This window comes from Oxynema aestuarii AP17 (assembly GCF_012295525.1).
Taxonomy (GTDB): domain Bacteria; phylum Cyanobacteriota; class Cyanobacteriia; order Cyanobacteriales; family Laspinemataceae; genus Oxynema; species Oxynema aestuarii.
This window is the reverse complement of record NZ_CP051167.1, coordinates 3,721,887-3,739,975: the sequence shown is the minus strand read 5'-3', so window position 1 is coordinate 3,739,975 and position 18,089 is coordinate 3,721,887. Positions and strand designations below refer to the sequence as shown.

Here is an 18,089-nt window from a genome sequence, read left to right as displayed (position 1 = left end):
AAGTAGATCGGGATCGGGATCGACCATGACAGGCTTTATCCGTGGTGGTTGTCCGGCTTTGCCCGATACCATAGTACCTGAGCCATGTAAAGGAATTTAACAGCCAGTATGGAAACTAGCCCTTCCTCCAATCAATTTGTCGTCCAGTTTTGGGGCGTTCGCGGCAGTGTTCCTGCCCCTGGTAAAGATACGGTTCGCTATGGCGGCAATACCTCCTGTATCGAAATGCGAATTGATGGCAAACGCTTGATTTTTGATGCGGGTACGGGATTGCAAATGCTCGGCCAACAGTTACAGAGCCAAATGCCCGTAGAAGCCTACATGTTTTTTACCCACTACCATTGGGATCACATTCAAGGCTTCCCTTTCTTTACCCCCGCTTTTATTCGCGGCAACTCCTTTAAAATTCACGGAGCCCTTCCCCCCAACGCCGAATCCATTCAAGAGCATTTCATCGAACGGATTTTGCACCCCAATTCTCCGGTTCCCCTAGAAGGAATGCAGGCGGATATCAACTTTTATGAAATTGTTTGTGGAGAGAATTTTAAACTCGACGATATCAAAATCGAAACCGGACCGCTCAATCATCCCAATACGGCAATGGGATATCGGGTAACCTGGAACGGTCACTCGGTATTTTACTGTACCGATACGGAACATTTTCCCGATCGCATCGATGAAAACGTCCTCGAACTCGCCCAAGGTGCCGATGTTTTGATCTACGATGCGATGTACACCGACGAAGAGTATCACAACCCGAAATCGCCGAAAATTGGCTGGGGTCATTCCACTTGGCAAGAAGGGGTCAAGGTCGCCAGAGAAGCGGGGGTCAAACAGTTAGTGATTTTCCATCACGACCCGACCCATCACGATGATTTTCTCGACGAAATGGCGGTTAAAGTGCGCGGGGCTTTCCCGAATTCGGTTCTCGCCCGCGAAGGCTTGATCCTCGACGTTCTCAAAAGCGGTACGCCCGTGGCGGTGTAGTCGTCCGGGGCTGCGAGGAAATTGAGTGCGATCGCGCGATCGTCGATCCTCTGAATTCGCCCTCAATCCCTCAAAACAGCTCGATCGCAAGGAAATTTGAGATCGCATCTACATCGATGAGGAAAGCCGACGCACAAAAGGCGCGATCGCCGTCGCGAATTCCCCAGGAGTTTCGTAAGGCATGACATTGCGCCCGGAGATTTTTGTCCCTTCTCCTTTCGGTAAATATTTGAGATAGTCATTGAGGCGATCGTCGGGAGTTTCTCGTTCGCCTTCTTTGCTGATACTCGATGCTTTTTCGCCCATCACAACCAGGGTCGGTTGGGCGATCGCTTCGATTTGTTGTTGGTAATTTTCTCGCCAAAATCCAGCTAAAAACGAAAACACGGCATAACGACTCGCTTCGTTGCTGGCGCCATTTTTCAGCATCCCCAACCAATCTTCTCCCACATCTTCGGGGCGATCGAACAGTTGCCGAACTGAGAACGATCGCAGGAATTCCCGACGACGGGCATAGCGATAAAAACCCCGTCCGACTAAACTATCAAAAAATAAATTCCACAGCAATTTTTGACGCAGGGGCGGCGTCCCTTTGGTAATCAAGGGCCACGATGGCGGTCCGGACAACACCAATCCTTTCACAAAAGGATTCGCAACCCGGTCGGGGTTTTCCTCTCCAGTGGTTTCAATTTGGACTAATTTAATCGCCACGGGAAATAATGCCCCTTGCACGACCAAAATCGCCGATCGCCCGACAATATTTTTGAGGAAATACTGCAATTGCTGCGCCCAATCGGCGGGAGTATAGGCGATATGGGGCATGTTGCTTTCACCGCAACCGAGTAAGTCGGGATTGTAAATCGGGTTAGCATTCGGTAACGATCGCCAGCGATCGCAAAATCGATCCCAAAACGCTTTCGACAATCCCACGCCAATCGGATGAACTAACACCAGGGGAACTTGATTGGAATCGGCGTTGGGGCGATCGACCCGATAAGCACATCGATACCCTTTCCATTGATAAAATTGGGTGGCTTGTGAACTTAGAGTTTGAGTCATCTTTGAATTTTAAAAGGATTCTGACAGGAAATACTTGTTGTAAAATTGAGACAATCGAGACTGATTTAATTCAACCCTTTCGTGAAATTACTCCCGATGGAATTTAGATGAAACTTAATCGAGAGAAACTGCATCGACATCGATTGTTTGTTGCGAAGTTTCCGCGCGATCGCCCCCCGTCGCATCCACTCCCCTCCCGTCAAACACCTGACGAGTTTGCCACCATTCGCGGATAATTTCAGAAATACTAGTAGCGAACAAAAGTAAAAGCGCAATATCGTCAATTTGTCCGATTAACGGCAGTAAATCCGGGGATAAATCCAGAGGACTGACGAGATAGAGCAAACTCCCTAAAATCACCATCCAGCGAGATTTTGGATTGCGAAGGGCTTGGCTGTAGAGTTGGGTAACAAAATCGATAGGGGATTTCATTGGCAACGATCTTTTAAAAGCTTGGGCAACAATGGCAATTTTAGCAATTCTATCATAGTTGAGGCGATCGCCTCTCGATGGACAAGAGAAAAAAGGCAAGAGGGAGAAATAGGGTAGCCATGTTATCCTTAATATTGTATTAATTCTAGATATTAGATGTATTTTGATTCCGTATTTTTGGCAACGAAATTACAATTTAGACCAAAATTTACAAGTCCGACTAGTGCAGGGGGGCGAACCGCTCTTTCCACGATCGCTGGTCATTTTCTTTCGCCCCCTGCACTACAATGTGACAATTGCAGCAAGAAGTGGCATTATCACCAACTTCTATTCGACAGATCGTTGAGGAAGGGCGAAGATTTTAATGCAGTTTGTTTTGGATTGTTCGATCGCAATTAGTTGGTGCTTAGTCGATGAAAATAACGATTATGCCAATGCTATCCTGGCAATGATACAGAAGTGACAGAAAGGAAGAAAAGGGCGATCGTATTTTTGTGGCCGCGCAGAAACCGGGACCTGTTTATATAATCTCTGTCACCCCACCAATATGGTCATAGAAACCCGGTTTCTCGGTCGGTTAAATTGATTTTTGGGTAGGGGGCGTTAGTCGGCAACAAAATTGGGATTTTGACCGAGATTTAGCAATCCGACGTAACGCACCTTTATGTTTGTAGAAAAAGGTGCGTTACGTCGGGAATATAGATGATTCATTGTAGGCATAAATTTACCCCCGACTAACGCACCCTACCATCTACCATCTCTGTCACCCCACCAATATGGTCATAGAAACCCGGTTTCTCGGTCGGTTAAATTTATTTTTGGGTAGTAGAAAAAGGTGCGTTACGTCGGGAATATAGATGATTCATTGTAGGCATAAATTTACCCCCGACTAACGCACCCTACCATCTCTGTCTCCGACAAAGAAGTTTTTTGCCAACACTTCTATAATGCCTGGTGAAACAATCCTTGGCTAATTTTATTCCCGATTGAAACAATCTCTATCACACATTTAACCGCAGAATCGAGGGGGCTAACTTTGGCTCTTTAGGGAGAAGGAAGAAGTGCGATCGCCTAAAACAGATGAAAAACATCGAAGCTGCTCGAAGTGAACAAAAAAACCGCCAATTTTCCGAAAAAACGATCGCCTTCGGAAACACAAAAGGACTGAGTGAATTCTAGATCTTATAGGGATTCGACAGACTGTTTAAAATACGTAAGACCGAGAACGTCGAAGCCCAAACAGCGATTGAGGAAAGCAAACCCTATGAAACGGATCCAACATATCTTGTGGGGCATCTTGGGGGCGGGTTTATTTACCGGGTTGAACCTGCTAACCACTTTTACCCCAGCCTTATCTACTTTATCCCAGACCCAGGAAATTGCCTTCGAGCCGGGATCGAGTGCCTTTCAAAAACTTGTCGAAGCCGATCGCCTCTACTTGCAAGGACAGATTGCGGCGGCGGAACAGCTTTACCGGGAAGTCAAAAGACCGTTTCCCGAACATAGCGGCGCCAGCGAAATCCGCGAGGCGATCGTCGATGAAAGCCAACTGACAGGGGCGGCGAAAGTTTACTGGCGCGAAGCCCAAGCGGGATGGGAACAAGATCTAGAAACTCGTCTGTTCGTTCCCTTAGAAAAACTGGTGGCGGACTATCCGGAGTTTATCCCCGGTCACGTCCTGCTGGTCAAAGCCTTGCTGAAATACGATCGCGGCGACGAGGCGATCGCGGTGATGGAACGCGCCACCAGCCTTTATCCCGACAATCAAGCCCTGATCGAAGCGGAAGTCGAAGTCCTCCAAGCCCAGGAAAAATGGCTGGAAGCTTCGATCGCCGCCCGACAATTCGCCGTCCTCAATCCCGACCATCCCCAGGCGGACGAATATAAGGCGATCGCCGATGAAAGTCTGGGGCGTTATCGTTCCAAAATCAAACGCAAACTGATCGGTCAGACCATCCTCTCCGGAGTCCTCTCCGTCGGCGATTTAGTGCTAACCGGGAACGCTTCCGGAACCATCCCCGCCTTGCAAGTTACCATGATGTTGCTACAAGGCGAGTCCTCCTTCGGCGGTCAATTTGCCGAAGCCTTCCGCCAACAATTGCCGATGGTCGAAGATCCGCAAATCGTCAACTACGTCGATGAAGTCGGACAAAAAATGGCCCGTCTGATGGGACGCGACGAGTTCGAGTACGAATTTTATGTAGTGGACGACGATAATCTCAACGCCTTTGCCCTTCCCGGCGGCAAAGTGTTTGTCAATACCGGGGCGTTGATGCAAACCAACTCGGAAGCGGAACTCGCCGGACTGTTGGGTCACGAAGTCGCCCACGCCGTCTTATCCCACGGCTATCAGCGCGTCGTCCAAGGGACCTTACTCTCCAATTTAAACCGAGTCGTACCGATGGGCGACTTGATTGCGGCGTTAATCGGTCGGGCGTACAGTCGCCAAAACGAACGACAAGCGGACATTCTCGGGTCTCGGGTATTGGCCAATTCTAACTATGCCGCAGACGGATTACGCAATTTAATGGTGACCTTTAGTGAGTTAGACGAAGAACGGGGCCGTCCTCCAACTTGGTTGTCCTCTCACCCGGCGTCATCCGATCGCGTCACCTATCTCGAAGAGTTAATCCAGAAAAATCGTTATAATCGGTATGCTTACGAAGGCGTAGAACGACACGCGCAGATCCAAGCGCGGGTTCGAGACGTCGTCGGTTATGAAGAAGAGTAAAAGAAGGCGATCGCTCTTTTGGGGGCGATCTCTTTCTTTTTTTTGGGCATTGCTCAAATCGGGGATGAATTCAACCACAGACTGGGAGAGCAAAACAGGAAAGCAAGGTCACGACGCTAACAATCGCCTACAAGCGTTCGATTTCCAGGCGAGATCCTTGGGGGGATTTATACACTTTCACCTGGGTGGGGAGGCGTTCGCCGAGGGATTTGACGTGGGTGATGATTCCAATGAGGCGGTTTTGTTGGCGTAGGGATTCTAAAATGTGGGTGACACTTTCTAAGGTTTCCCCGTCCAAGGTTCCGAAGCCTTCATCTAAGAATAAACTGCCCAATTCGGCGCCCATCGAGAGTTTTTCGGAAAGGGCGATCGCCATCGACAGCGACGCCGCAAAGGTTTCGCCGCCGGAGAGGGTGCGAACTCGGCGCAGTTCGCCGCCATTCCAGTTATCCTCGACCCAGTATTCCCCTTCTTCCATGCGTAAGGTATAACGGGCGTCGGTAAGTTCGCGCAGTAACAAGGTGGCGCGATCGACGAGTTCGGCTTCTAAATGTTCTAAAATATAGGCTTGAAACTCGTTGCTTTTGAGGCTTTGAGCCAAAGTGTGATACGTTTCGTAAGTGGCGCTGACGGTTTCTAAGGTTTGAGTGAGTCGATCGCCTTGTTCTAACTTGCGATCGGCATCTTGCAACCACGTCCCCAACTCGACCCGCCGTTCTTGGGCCTCAGCAAGCAGTTTTTCGGCTTCCTGCTTGGCTTGGCGACGATCGCCGATCGCCCGTTCGTCGGTGGTGCGATCGCCGATCGTCTCCGCTAAATCTCGCACGCGAGTATTCAATTCTACTTTCATTTCCCGATAGTCGGCGATCGCCTGCTGCCACGCGGCCCGATCGCCCGCCGACGCCACCGCCCCTAAAAAGCTCTCCTCGTCGAAGTTTGCCGCCTCCAACCGTTCTCCCCACGTCGCCTCGGACTCCTCTTGTTTGGCGATCGCCCCCTGTAAGGTACTTTGTGCTTGCTGGACGTTCTCTCGCCCTTGGATGAGCTGGGTATTCACCGCTTGATAGGCACTTTCCGCCGCTTGCAGGCGATCGCCCAGGGCTTGCTTGTCCCGTTCCAAAGCTTGAACTAACACCTCGTAAGCCTTACCCTCAGTTAACTCTAGCAATTTCGCCCGCACTCGTTCCACCCCCTCGCGGGCGCGATCGCGCGCTTCCGTCGCCGCCGTCGCTTCCGCCTGGGCCGCGCGATCGCCCCGGCGCGCAAACTCTAGGCCCTGTTCCGCCTGCGATCGCTGTGCTGCCGCCTTTTCCTGCGCCGCCAGCCCTTCGCGATACTCGGCATCCCGCGCCTCCAAGGCTTCCCGTTCCGCCTGCAAGGGCGCCACCTCCAGCGCTTCGTCTTGCCCCATCCCCAACACCGAGGCAATTTCGGCGCGCAAGCGGGCTTCTTCCCGTGCGTTGCTCTCTCTTTGTTCCTCCATTTCTTCTTGGCGCTGGCGGCAACGGTCGAGGTTCGCTTCCGCCTTGCTCAGTTCAGTTTGTGCCGCTTGTAACCCTTGCTGCGCTTTGGCTTCGCGCGATCGCAACGGCGCGAGATCGATCGGGGCTTGTTCCGTTAAAGGCGGCAAGGCTGCCGCTTCCGGATGGACGCCGCCGCACACGGGACAGGTATCCCCGGGTTGTAAAGACATGCGTAATGCGGCGGCATGGTTCGATCGCCCGATGTCGAGATTCTGCCGTTCCGCTCCTTCCACGGCTTTGCGGGCATCCTGCAAGCGGTTGGCTGCCTCCTCCTGCCGCGATCGCGCTCCGGCTAATTCCCCTTGCGCCGTCTCTCGTTCGGCGATCGCGCGATCGCACTGTTGCCGCGATCGTTCGAGCTGCTGTCTCACTAAGCCCCATTCCACCAGTAACGGCGCGATCGCCTGCAACTGGGTCAACCGTTCCCCGCCGGGCGCCAGACCTTCTAATTGACGATCGGCTTGTTTTAAAACAGCCTCGGCGCGATCGAAGCGATCTTGCGCCTCTTTTAACTGTTTCTGCGCTTCTTTTAACTGTTTCTGCTTCTCTTTCTCCTGTTTTTCCGCGATCGCCAGGTCTCTCTCTAACTGTTGCCGTTGTTCTTCGTAAACCTTCGCCGAGGCGATCGCCGCTTCGCGAGCCTGCAATTGGGGCAAGATTTCCGCTTGGCGCGCGCGTTCGGCGTCTAACTCACTTTGCTTCAGCTCGACTTGTCGCTCTACTTGTACTAAGCGCTTCGATGCGGACTGTAGCGCACTACTTGCCGTTTTCACTTGTTGGCGAATTTCTCTCACTAACGCCCAATCCCCTTGTAATTCGTGGGCGGCGATCGCGCGATCGAGGCGGGCGATCGTCCCTTCGATCTCGGGCGATCGCCCCTCCAACTCCTCCAATTGCTCGCGTACTTTTCGCAATTTTACAATTTGAGCGAATAGGCGCTCTTCTTCATCTAAAAGCACTTGAGCTTGTCGAGCTTCTCGGGAAAATTGCGGAAAATCCGCCTCCAATTGAGCGAGTTGCGATCGCTTCAACTCCACCTCTACCGTTTCCGGAACCTCCAACTCGGCGATCTGTCGTTCCAACGCGGCGACTTCTTGTTTGAGCGATCGGGATAGATCGTTCGTTTGTTTGCGCATTTTCTCGAAGATCTCAAATCCAGCAAGCTGACGCAAGATTTCCCGTCTTTTTGCCGTATTTCCCTTTAAAAACTCGTCAAATTGATTTTGCGGCAGGACGATCGCCCGGGTAAACGTATCGAAATCCATCCCGAGAATCTCCGCGATCGCCTTATTCGCCGCCCGTTCCTTGCTTTCGAGGGTTTCCCAACTCCCATCCGCCAACTGTTTCTCTAACAACACCTTCGTGACCGGGGTACTCGGTCGGTAGCGCCAGCGCCGGGTCACTCGATACGAACTTCCGAGAACGGCAAAGCACAATCGCACTTTTAAAGTTTCCGCCCCCTGACTGACCAATTCCGCAACTTGCTTGGTGCGCGCCGTCGTGCTATATAACGCATAAGTCAGGGCATCCAGTAGGGAAGATTTCCCCGCCCCCGTCGCCCCGGTAATTGCGAACAAGTCCAACTCGGTAAAATCGAGATTTTGTTCTCGGCGAAAACTGGTAAAACCTTCTAGAGAAAGTTGTAAAGGGCGCATAATTCACAAGGGCGATCGAGGGATTTTGGTTATTGTATCATTCAATTTTATTGACTTGTCCAGTGCTGTCCCATTGACCCCGATCGCTGTTAATTTACCGAGGTCATAACGAACGCTTCTCAATTTCAGAAAGACTGAGTTAGATTCTCCAATGAGTCGAGGCGATCGCCTTCTACAATCTTCAGATTTTACAATGGATTGCTTGATGAATTTCGAGCCGATCTCCGTTCGATCTCGAACCGATCTTTTTCGGAAAACTTGCCAACCACTCCCGCCGACCGAACCGCTCAATTTTTCCTCATCATCATGCCCCAGCTTGCAATTTTGGCGGGACTCTGGCGGCGTCGATCGCCCCAACCCCTTGGGAATGGGAGCATCTTGCTCCCGATTCGGGTGACCAATCACTTAAGATGGCGATATTCCCCGGAGGAAAACCGATCGCGATGTTCGGTTTTCCGTCATGAAAGGGCAGTGGAGCGGCGATCGCCCTGGGGATTGACCGACTGAACAGCTCATTTCCGATAACCGAACTCGCAATGACGGGAACTACTACCTGCGATAGATTGAAAAAATTTTACAATTTGTTACATTAAGAATAGCGAAAGGCCAAAAAGCCTTGAGCTTTTAAAAAAAGGAGGTTCTATATGAACAACAACATTCGAGTTGGTAATTTATTCGGCATACCTTTTTATATTAATCCCTCTTGGTTTTTAGTTCTGGGTCTAGTGACCTTAAGTTATGGAGGCTTGCTGGCCAGCCAATTTTCGATGGGCGGAATTCTGCCTTGGATTTTAGGATTTGTGTCGGCATTATTGCTATTTGCGTCGGTCTTAGCTCACGAATTGGGGCATAGTTTTGTTGCCCTCAAACAAGGGATTGATGTCAAATCAATTACCTTATTCTTATTTGGGGGGTTGGCAAGTTTAGAAAAAGAATCGGACAGTCCCGCTCAAGCGTTTTGGGTGGCGATCGCCGGACCGTTAGTGAGTTTGGCGCTCTTTGCTACCTTCAGTGCGATCGGGATTGCAACGGGAGCGAGTGGCCCACTCGGTGCCATGCTGGCGTTGCTGGCGTCGATTAACTTAGTGGTTGCCCTCTTTAACCTGATTCCCGGTTTACCCCTCGACGGCGGTAATATCCTCAAGGCGATCGTTTGGAAAATTACCGGAAATCCGTATAAAGGGATTAACTTTGCCGGACGAGTCGGTCAAGTGATTGGCTGGATTGCCATTCTTTCCGGTGCAATTCCCCTGCTGTTCTACGGTAACTTTAACAGCATTTGGAATATCTTAATCGGTTGGTTCTTGTTACAAAATGCTGGATTTGCGGCTCAATCGGCGACGGTTCAAGACCGACTTTCAGCCCTGACGGCGGCGGATGTAGTCGATCGCGAAAACAGCCCGATCGTTTCTGCGGACTTGTCCCTGCGCCAGTTTGCGAATAACTACGTCATCGGTAAAGAAAAATGGCGCAAGTTCTTAGTCACTGACGAAAGCGATCGCCTCATCGGTACGTTGAACGTAGACGATCTCAAGTTAGTTTCTACGGCTGACTGGCCCAAAACTCAAGTGAGGGAATTGGTCAAACCGATGGAAGACACCTTAACCGTTACCTCCGATCGCTCCTTACTCGAAGTGGTGAGCTTGTTAGAAGAAAAACAAATTAACGAGTTGCCCGTCGTCGGCGAAAATGGGGCATTAGTCGGACTGTTGGAAAAAACTGAAATTATTCGCAAGTTGCAACAACGCACGGAAACGAAAGCGGATCGATCTCAATTTCAACTACCTGCTTAACTTGCTTAACTTTAACCTTTAAGGTTTAACCCGGTTTCTGAGGAAGCCGGGTTTTTTATTGCGCGAGGGTGCGATCGCATTTGCAAAACCCATAGAGCAGTTTTCGCTGTTGGGCGGTACATTTCGATCCCCCTAAATCCCCCTTAAAAAGGGGGACTTTCACTGCCCCCGTTTTTAAGAATTCCGCAATCTTTAACGGGTGGCACGGTACTTAACCATAAAAAGGGGGACTCCATTGGAGTTTCTCTTTTTTTAGGGAGTTGGGGAATCCTCGATGGAGGCGATCGGGGAAAGCCTATCTCCTGACTGTAAAAACAGCCGTCAGTTACAGTTTGATTACAGTTTAAAGACGTCCATGACGATCGATCGCCCGCCGACGATTCGTTCGGGATTGGGGGAATCGTAAACGACTAAAAGGGATTTTTCGCCTTCAAATCCGGAAAAGACCGCCAATCCTTCCGCCCGATCTTGGCCGAAGTGAAAGGGGAGATCGAAAACTTCTTCTAAATCGCCGGAATCGCGATCGGAAAACATATCTTTTTTGGCGTCTAAAGCATCTTTCAAGCGAAAGACTTTCATCAAGCCTTCGCAATCCATGGTCGGTCCGGAGAGGATTAAGAGGTCGTCGCCGTCGAAACATAAATCGCGAATGCCATTCCCATTCAAATTGACGAAATGTTTGCGATAGGGGCGATCGGTTTTATCGAAGGTGTTGAGGGTTAAAATACCCGGTTCGGTGTCGTTGACTTCGAGTTCGAGAATGACGGCCCAGCCGCGTAAAACCGGACCGCGCAAACCGAGGAATAAACGGCGATCGCGGACGGCTAAACCTTCAATATCGAGGCCGTTTTCTTTACTGGGAATTCCCGCCGTGACAAACAGTCCTAAATGGTCGTCAGTTTTGAGGGCGTCGAGAAGGAGGCGATCTGTATCTTCGGAGGAGAGACAAGCGGCGGTGAGTTCGTAACATTCGGCGTCGGTTTGACCGGGATGGACTTTAAAGAGTTCGCCGCGACTGATAGGAATGCGTCCGAGTAAATAACGATTTTCTTCGGTTTCAATTCGGGTTAATCGGTCTAAATCTTTTTTACGACTTTTGCCTTTGGGTTTTTTACGTTTGCTACTGTGAGATCCGGTAAACCAGAGGTAGGAACGGTGGTAGTCTAAGCCTTCGATGTCGATTTCTTGTTCGGCATTGACGCGGTCGAGGTATTGGGTGAGGGGGAATTGACGACGATCGCCGAAGGTACAAGAATCGAGACGAGAGAGGCGATCGAGGCTCGTTAATTCATCGGAGGCGATCCACAAACTACCATCGGGACTGAGGGTAACGGCGGATAAATCGGCGATTAAATCATCAGCTTCGTTGGCAAATTGAAAGAGGAGACGGGCGAGCAAAAATGATGAAGTCATGGTATGGGGTGACAATGGGGGAGAATCAAAGACCGTTCTTATTTTAGAGGGCGAGCTGTTGTTGTTAGAAGCGGGCGATCGCGATCCCCGTCGATCGCGTCGGGATCGCGGGGGAATTTGCGTGCGACAATTGCGGGCTAGAGAAGGGAGAAGATTGGATTACAAACCATGAAGTTCGCCTCAAATAACCGGGCGATCGCACGCAAAGGATCTATAATGATTGCAAGCCAATGACTTATCGATATCTGCTATTTTACAAACCTTACGACGTTCTCAGTCAGTTTACAGACACCGAGGGAGAAAGCCGAGGAAAGCGACGTTTGACGTTGAAAGATTTTATTTCTGTTCCGCAGGTGTATCCCGTCGGTCGTCTCGACCGAGATAGTGAAGGGTTGTTGTTGCTGACCGATTGCGATCGCGTGCAGCATCGCTTGAGCCATCCGCAATTTGGCCACCCGCGCACCTACTGGGTGCAAGTGGAGCGAATTCCCGACCGGAAGGCATTAGAGCGACTCAGAAAAGGGGTGCAAATTAAGAATTATCGAACGCTCCCGGCGCGGGTCAAGCTCTTGGGGGGGGAACCGGAGTTACCGCCGCGAGACCCGCCGATTCGGTATCGCAAGACGGTACCGACGGCGTGGCTGGAGATGACCCTTTCGGAAGGGAAAAATCGTCAAGTCAGGCGGATGACGGCGGCGGTGGGGTTTCCTACCTTGCGCTTAGTGCGCGCCGCGATCGCGCACTTGCACTTAACCGGGTTAGAACCGGGGCAATGGCGGGAGTTGACTCCCGAGGAGGTCGAGCAGTTACACCAACTCCTGGGCTTTGCCAAAAACAAAGGGAGTGGGACGCGCAGAAACGGGCGATCGCGCTAAGCGGTCGCGGTGGAGAACAATTCAATACGCACGGCAATTCGAGCGCATTGGATTGAGAAAATCGCACTCGGGTATTTTGTGCTGTAAATACTAATAATTGGGGGCGAGGTCGGTAACGACCACAATCTCCAGAATTGGTATTTGTATATTTCAGTGTTTTTAGCTACATTGAGCTTGAAGTCGTTGTAAGCTGCGCTCGATGCGAGCGAGAAGACATCTGACGCAGGGGAGAACTGCAGGGGAAATCGCACGCCAGACCTGGGCTGAGGGCTGTTGAGAACCGAGCAACCGTTCCGATCGCCCGTTTGCCATGAATAACCGTCACCAAAAGTACGTTCGAGCAAAGGATGCCCGGACGGCGGGCGGTGGTGCGATTCGGGTAGCAACAGGCACCGGATCTGAGCCTGAGATCGATCGGACACAGGGATAGAACTCAAGCAATGAAACGCAACAGCGAACCAAACGAGGGGATCGGTCGCCGCGATCGCCCGTATTATCTCAAAAGACCTCGACCGCAACGCTGTAAAGGGCGAATATACCTAAAACGCCCGAGAAACCGACCAGCGCCACGGGGCGATCGCCACTCGTCGTCCCAGGAATTCCCATCCCCCGGAGTTGGGGAGACAGATGCCCTGGAACGCCGGACTCAACCCAAGGGAAGCGTCAAATGTTGCACGCTCGATCGCATAGGTAAATCGATGGACTTAATCCTCGAACCGTCAGGTCAAATTGTGGCCGTCGATCCGCGAATCGTCGCCATCCTGGGCTACGCCGAGTCAAGCTTAATCGGTACGCCCTGGATCGACTACGTCGATGGGCGCGATCGCCCGTTCGTGTTGCAGACCTCAGCCCCAATTCTGGGCGATCGCAACGGCAACCTCGTCCCCAACCCCATGACGATCCCCCCCTTCCGGTTGACAACCCGAGATGGAGCCGCGATTTGGGTCGAAGCGACGATCGCGCGCCAGATAAGCGATCGCCGGGTGCGCCTCTCCTGCCGTCGGACCGCCCAGCCGCCGAGGAACGAGTCCCAGCCCGGGGTCGGCCTCCAGGAAGTCATCAGACCGATGTGGCGGGCGATCGCCGCCGGACGGATCGACTGGAATCACTGCTTGGCGGAGATCGGCAAAGCCTTGGGAGTGACCGGGGCGACGATCGCCCGATGGCGCGTTGGCGGCGATCTCGATCTCCCTCGTGCGGTGCGCCTCGAAGGCTGTTGGGGACGAGTGCCCGACTGTTGCGCCGAACGGGACGAATGGACCGTCCTGCTCGACGCCATCCCGCCATTCACGGGAGCCGGAGTCGTGGCGATCGCCGATTGTCAGGCTCTCCCCGCCGGGGCGATTGGATCGGACCGCTCCCTCGACGAGGCAGGAGTGCGCGCCCTCCTGTGCATTCCCATTCGTCCCGCCCCGGGGTCCGCCACAGACAATCCCCGAACCGCCTTACCCGAAGGGCGGATCTGCCTCTACGACGATCGCGGCTCCCACTATTGGTCTCCCGAACAGATCCAACCCCTCGAATGGCTCGCCGAGGCGATCGCCGGACTCTGGGAACGAGACGACGCCAGCGCCAGCGACGCCGCCCCTTGCTCGCAATCGAGGCAGTGCGAAGCCACCCAAGACGCCCTCGAAAACAGCGAACGGCGCTATCGCGAGTTACTCGAACTCTCCTTTGAAGCGATCCTCATTCACCACCACGGTCAGATTATCTGGAGTAACGCCGCCGCCGCCCGCTTGTTGGGGGCTGCCGTCGCGGGCGAACTCGAAGGACGTTCGGTATTCGACTTCGTAACGCCGCCGTATCGAGAAATCGTGCGCCAACGGATCGAGAACGTCACGACCGGACAGCCGACCCCGACCGTGGAAGAACAATTCATCCGCCTCGACGGCGAGACGATCGACGTGGAAGTGACCGCCATGCCGATCGCCTACGACGGACGACCCTGCATTCAAGTGTTCGTGCGCGATATCAGCGCTCGGGCGAAAGCCGTCGCCGACGTGCGATCGCGCGCCCGCCAGCAGCAAGCCGTCGCCCAACTCGGTCAGCGCGCCCTCAAAGGGATTCCCACCGCCGTGCTGATGCAAGACGCGGTGCAACTCGTCGCCGACACCCTCGCGGTGGAATACTGCAAGATTTTAGAACTACTTCCCGACCCTGGAGACGATCGCGACGCCCCCGCCAGCTTCCTCGTGCGGGCGGGAGTCGGTTGGAAGAGTGGGATTGTCGGTCGGGCCAGGGTCGAAGCGAGTCAACGTTCCCAAGCCGGGTATACCCTCAGACAGGGCGAAAGCACGATCGTCCAAGACCTGAGAACCGAAACCCGATTTGAGGGAATGCCCCTGCTGCACGAACACGGGGTCATCTCCGGTATGACCGCCATTATCGGCCATCCTCCCCATCGGACGCCGCCATCGGGTACGCATCCGGAATTGGCGTTAGTCTCCGAGGTTCCATTCGTGGGCATTTTGGGGGTTCACAGCCGCAAATTGCGGGAGTTCAGTGCCGACGACTTGCATTTTTTAGAGGCGATCGCCAATATTGTCGCGGCGGCGATCGACCGAGAACGCAGCGACGCCAGGGCGTACATCATGCAACGGGCGATCGCCGAATGCGCCAACGGGATCGTAATTACCGACGCTCGATCGCGAGACAATCCGATTGTTTATGTCAATCCCAGTTTCGAGCAGATCTCCGGGTACTCCGCCCGGGAGGCGATCGGTCGCAACTGCCGCTTTTTGCAAGGGGGCGATCGCGACCAGAGCAGCTTGGAAACCGTGCGCTGGGCGATCGCCCGAGGTCAGAACTGTCACGGCATCTTGCGCAATTACCGCAAAGACGGCAGCATGTTTTGGAACGAACTGTCGATTTCGCCGATTCGCAACGAAGCCGGAGAAGTCAGCCATTTTATCGGCATTCAAAGCGATATTACCTACCGCGTCGAAGCCGACGTCCGCTTGCGCGAGTCCCACGAACAGACGATCGCCATTCTCGAAAGCATTGCCGATGGCTTCGTCGCCCTCGACGCTGACTTTTGCCTGACTTATATCAACCGCACCGCCGAAAGCCTGTTGACCGAGCGACAAGGGGAGGCGATCGGACAATCGTTCTGGGATGCCTTTCCCGAGGCGATCGCCGCCGCGTTCGAGTCCGAATACCGACGGGCGATCGCCGAACAAGTCTCGATCGCCTTTGAAGCCTTCTATCCCGAGGACAATCGCTGGCTCGCCATTCACGCTTATCCCGCCCGAGAGGGCCTCTCGGTTTACTTCCAGGACATCACCGCCAACCGTCGCGCCCAAGAAGCCCTGCGCGAGAGCGAACAACGTTACCGCCGCATCGTCGAAACCATGACCGAGGGGGTCTGGAGTCTCGACGCCGAAGGGAACACCACCTTTATCAACCGCCAACTCGCCCGGATGCTCGGCGTGCGCGTCGAACAGGCGATCGGCAAACCGTGGCTGTCGTTTGTAGACCCGAAGCATCGCCCTTGGGCCGAGCTATTTTTAGAACAAGTCCGCCAAGGTCACACCCAACAACAAGATGTTCGCTTCCGTCAAGCCGACGGCGGCGATCGCTGGACGATCGTTTCGGCGAACGCGGGGCAACCGGGAGACAGCAAAGCGGGAATCTTACTGACGATCGCCGACATCAGCGATCGCAAACAAGCGGAAATGGCCCTGGCGCGCCAAATTCGCCGCGAACGCTTGATGGTGAAAATTCAAAACCGGATTCGCCAGTCTCTCGACCTCGACGACATTTTGCAAACCACCGTCGGTGAAGTGCGCCCATTTTTACAGGCCGATCGCGTCTTGATTTATCAGTTTAAACCGGATTGGAACGGTCAAATCGTGGTCGAGTCCGTCGAACCCGGTTGGTTGCCCCTCTTGGGGATGGAAATTAAAGATACTTGCTTTAACGATCGCTTCGTCGAGAGTTATCTCGACGGGCGCATCGGCGCGATCGCCGATCTGGAGCGCTCGAAGTTGAGCCAATGTCACAAAACCTTACTCTCCGAGTTCCAAGTCAAAGCGAACCTCGTGGTCCCGATCGTTAAAAGCCTCGGTCAGGGTCACCCTTCCGGCGATCCGAGTCGCGAATCGCCCCAACGCCGCTTGTGGGGTTTGCTCGTCGCCCATCACTGTAGCCAACCGCGCCAGTGGTTGCCCCAGGAAATCGACTTGCTGCAACAGTTGGCGACTCAATTGGGAATCGCGATCGAACAATCCGAATTATACGAAACGGTCCGCCAAATCGGCAGCGATTTAGAAATTCAAGTTCGCAACCGCACCGCCGAGTTACAGCAATCTTTAGAATTCGCTCACGTCGTGCGGCGCATTACCCAAAAAGTCGGCGAAAGTTTGGACGAAGGGCAAATTTTGCAAACCGCCGTCCGCGAAATTGCCCAAGTGCTAGAGATCGATTACTGTTGTGCGGCGTTGTACGACGGCGATCGCACCACCGCGACCATCTGTTACGAATACAGTACCGACGATGTCGGCTCCGGTTTGGGACAAGTCCTCAAGATTGCCGACGCGCGTAAGATTTACGAGCAACTCTGGCGCGGCGAGTATTTCTTATCCTACGATCGCGGACGAGTTCCGTTAATCGACCCCCAAGCCTTGGGCGATTTAGCCTGTCCGGATTTAGACCGGATGTTGCAAGCGCGCATTTTAGTGCCGATTTTCGACGATCGCGGTACCATCGGCCATTTGAGCGTCTTGCACTCCCAAGTGCGAACCTGGAGCGACATCGAGATTCGTCTCTTGCAACAAGTCGCCGCTCACTGCGCGATCGCCCTGCGCCAAGCCCGACTTTACGAAGCCTCTCTCGCTCAAGTGCGCGAACTCGAAAAGGTCAACCGTCTCAAAGATGAATTTCTCAGCACGGTTTCTCACGAACTGCGAACGCCGATGGCTAACATGAAAATGGCGATCCAAATGTTAAAAATTGGCTACAAACAGTACGACCCGAATCTCACGAACGATCTGGAAAAACAAGAGGCGATCGCCGCCAAATTGTCGCGCTATTTCCAAATCCTCGATGACGAATGCCATCGCGAAATCAGCCTGATTAACGACTTACTCGACTTGCAACGGCTCGATTCCGGTCTGGCGAAGGAGTTTACCCCCGTAGACCTCGGCGAATGGTTGCCCCAACTCTTGCACGGCTTCCACGAACGCGCCCGCAATCGCCAACAAACGATCGCCCTGGAACTGGCGGACAATTTACCGACCCTGACCACGGATGTATCCGGTTTCGAGCGGATCGTCAGCGAGTTACTCAACAATGCCTGTAAGTATACGCCTCCCGGGGAAAGTATCCGTCTGGTGGCGTGCGATGCGGGCGATCGCCTCCAATTACAAGTCGTCAATACCGGAGTCGAGATTCCCCCGAACGAGATCGGTCATATCTTCGAGAAATTTTACCGGGTTCCCAGCGCCGACCCTTGGAAACAAGGCGGAACGGGTTTGGGACTGGCATTAGTCCAGAAACTCGCCACCCACCTCGGCGGGGCGATCGCCGTCGAAAGCGCTTCGAGGGTCACCTGTTTTACCTTAGAGTTACCCTGGGACTTGGAAAGTTGAAACGGGGAGGAACGGAGTTCGGTTGAGCTATGG

Annotated in this window: 11 protein-coding genes; 6 read left to right on the top strand and 5 right to left on the bottom strand. The window is 53.2% G+C overall.

Going from position 1 to position 18,089, the window contains the following annotated elements; all coding sequences use genetic code 11:
• The first annotated feature begins 108 nt into the window (after window positions 1–108).
• Window positions 109–987, top strand: a complete 879-nt coding sequence (locus HCG48_RS15175; protein ID WP_168569915.1) for an MBL fold metallo-hydrolase — start codon at window positions 109–111, stop codon at window positions 985–987.
• Window positions 988–1,095: 108 nt separating this feature from the next.
• On the opposite strand, the gene HCG48_RS15170 is transcribed toward HCG48_RS15175, so the two are convergent.
• Complete coding sequence (locus HCG48_RS15170; protein ID WP_168569914.1) at window positions 1,096–2,046, bottom strand: alpha/beta fold hydrolase; 951 nt, start codon at window positions 2,044–2,046, stop codon at window positions 1,096–1,098.
• A 114-nt stretch (window positions 2,047–2,160) separates the two neighbouring features.
• A complete protein-coding gene (locus tag HCG48_RS15165; protein WP_168569913.1) occupies window positions 2,161–2,478 on the bottom strand; it encodes a DUF1232 domain-containing protein in 318 nt (105 codons plus the stop codon).
• Window positions 2,479–3,742: 1,264 nt separating this feature from the next.
• Here HCG48_RS15165 and HCG48_RS15160 point away from each other — a divergent pair.
• A complete protein-coding gene (locus tag HCG48_RS15160) occupies window positions 3,743–5,209 on the top strand; it encodes a M48 family metallopeptidase (RefSeq protein ID WP_168569912.1) in 1,467 nt (488 codons plus the stop codon).
• A gap of 127 nt (window positions 5,210–5,336) precedes the next feature.
• Here the strand turns inward: HCG48_RS15160 and HCG48_RS15155 are convergent, their stop codons facing one another.
• Window positions 5,337–8,387, bottom strand: a complete 3,051-nt coding sequence (locus HCG48_RS15155; protein WP_168569911.1) for an AAA family ATPase — start codon at window positions 8,385–8,387, stop codon at window positions 5,337–5,339.
• Between the two features lie 258 nt (window positions 8,388–8,645).
• Here HCG48_RS15155 and HCG48_RS15150 point away from each other — a divergent pair, with 258 nt between their 5' ends.
• Together HCG48_RS15150 and HCG48_RS15145 are read left to right on the top strand one after the other, a co-directional pair.
• Window positions 8,646–8,894 (top strand): hypothetical protein, encoded by a 249-nt coding sequence (locus tag HCG48_RS15150; RefSeq protein WP_168569910.1) that lies wholly within the window; start codon window positions 8,646–8,648, stop codon window positions 8,892–8,894.
• Between the two features lie 137 nt (window positions 8,895–9,031).
• Complete coding sequence (locus HCG48_RS15145) at window positions 9,032–10,180, top strand: site-2 protease family protein (protein WP_168569909.1); 1,149 nt, start codon at window positions 9,032–9,034, stop codon at window positions 10,178–10,180.
• Between the two features lie 336 nt (window positions 10,181–10,516).
• Here HCG48_RS15145 and HCG48_RS15140 read toward each other — a convergent pair whose 3' ends face one another.
• Window positions 10,517–11,593 (bottom strand): DUF3616 domain-containing protein, encoded by a 1,077-nt coding sequence (locus HCG48_RS15140; RefSeq protein ID WP_168569908.1) that lies wholly within the window; start codon window positions 11,591–11,593, stop codon window positions 10,517–10,519.
• Window positions 11,594–11,823: 230 nt separating this feature from the next.
• Here HCG48_RS15140 and HCG48_RS15135 point away from each other — a divergent pair, with 230 nt between their 5' ends.
• Window positions 11,824–12,468, top strand: coding sequence for a pseudouridine synthase (locus tag HCG48_RS15135; protein ID WP_168569907.1), 645 nt, complete (start codon window positions 11,824–11,826; stop codon window positions 12,466–12,468).
• A 159-nt stretch (window positions 12,469–12,627) separates the two neighbouring features.
• Here the strand turns inward: HCG48_RS15135 and HCG48_RS25490 are convergent, their stop codons facing one another.
• Window positions 12,628–12,780 (bottom strand): hypothetical protein, encoded by a 153-nt coding sequence (locus tag HCG48_RS25490; protein WP_210437041.1) that lies wholly within the window; start codon window positions 12,778–12,780, stop codon window positions 12,628–12,630.
• A 128-nt stretch (window positions 12,781–12,908) separates the two neighbouring features.
• Between HCG48_RS25490 and HCG48_RS15130 the strand changes: the two genes are divergently transcribed.
• The gene (locus HCG48_RS15130; protein ID WP_168569906.1) at window positions 12,909–18,056 is read left to right on the top strand and encodes a PAS domain S-box protein; all 5,148 of its coding nucleotides are present in this window, start codon (window positions 12,909–12,911) and stop codon (window positions 18,054–18,056) included.
• Window positions 18,057–18,089: the final 33 nt, after the last annotated feature.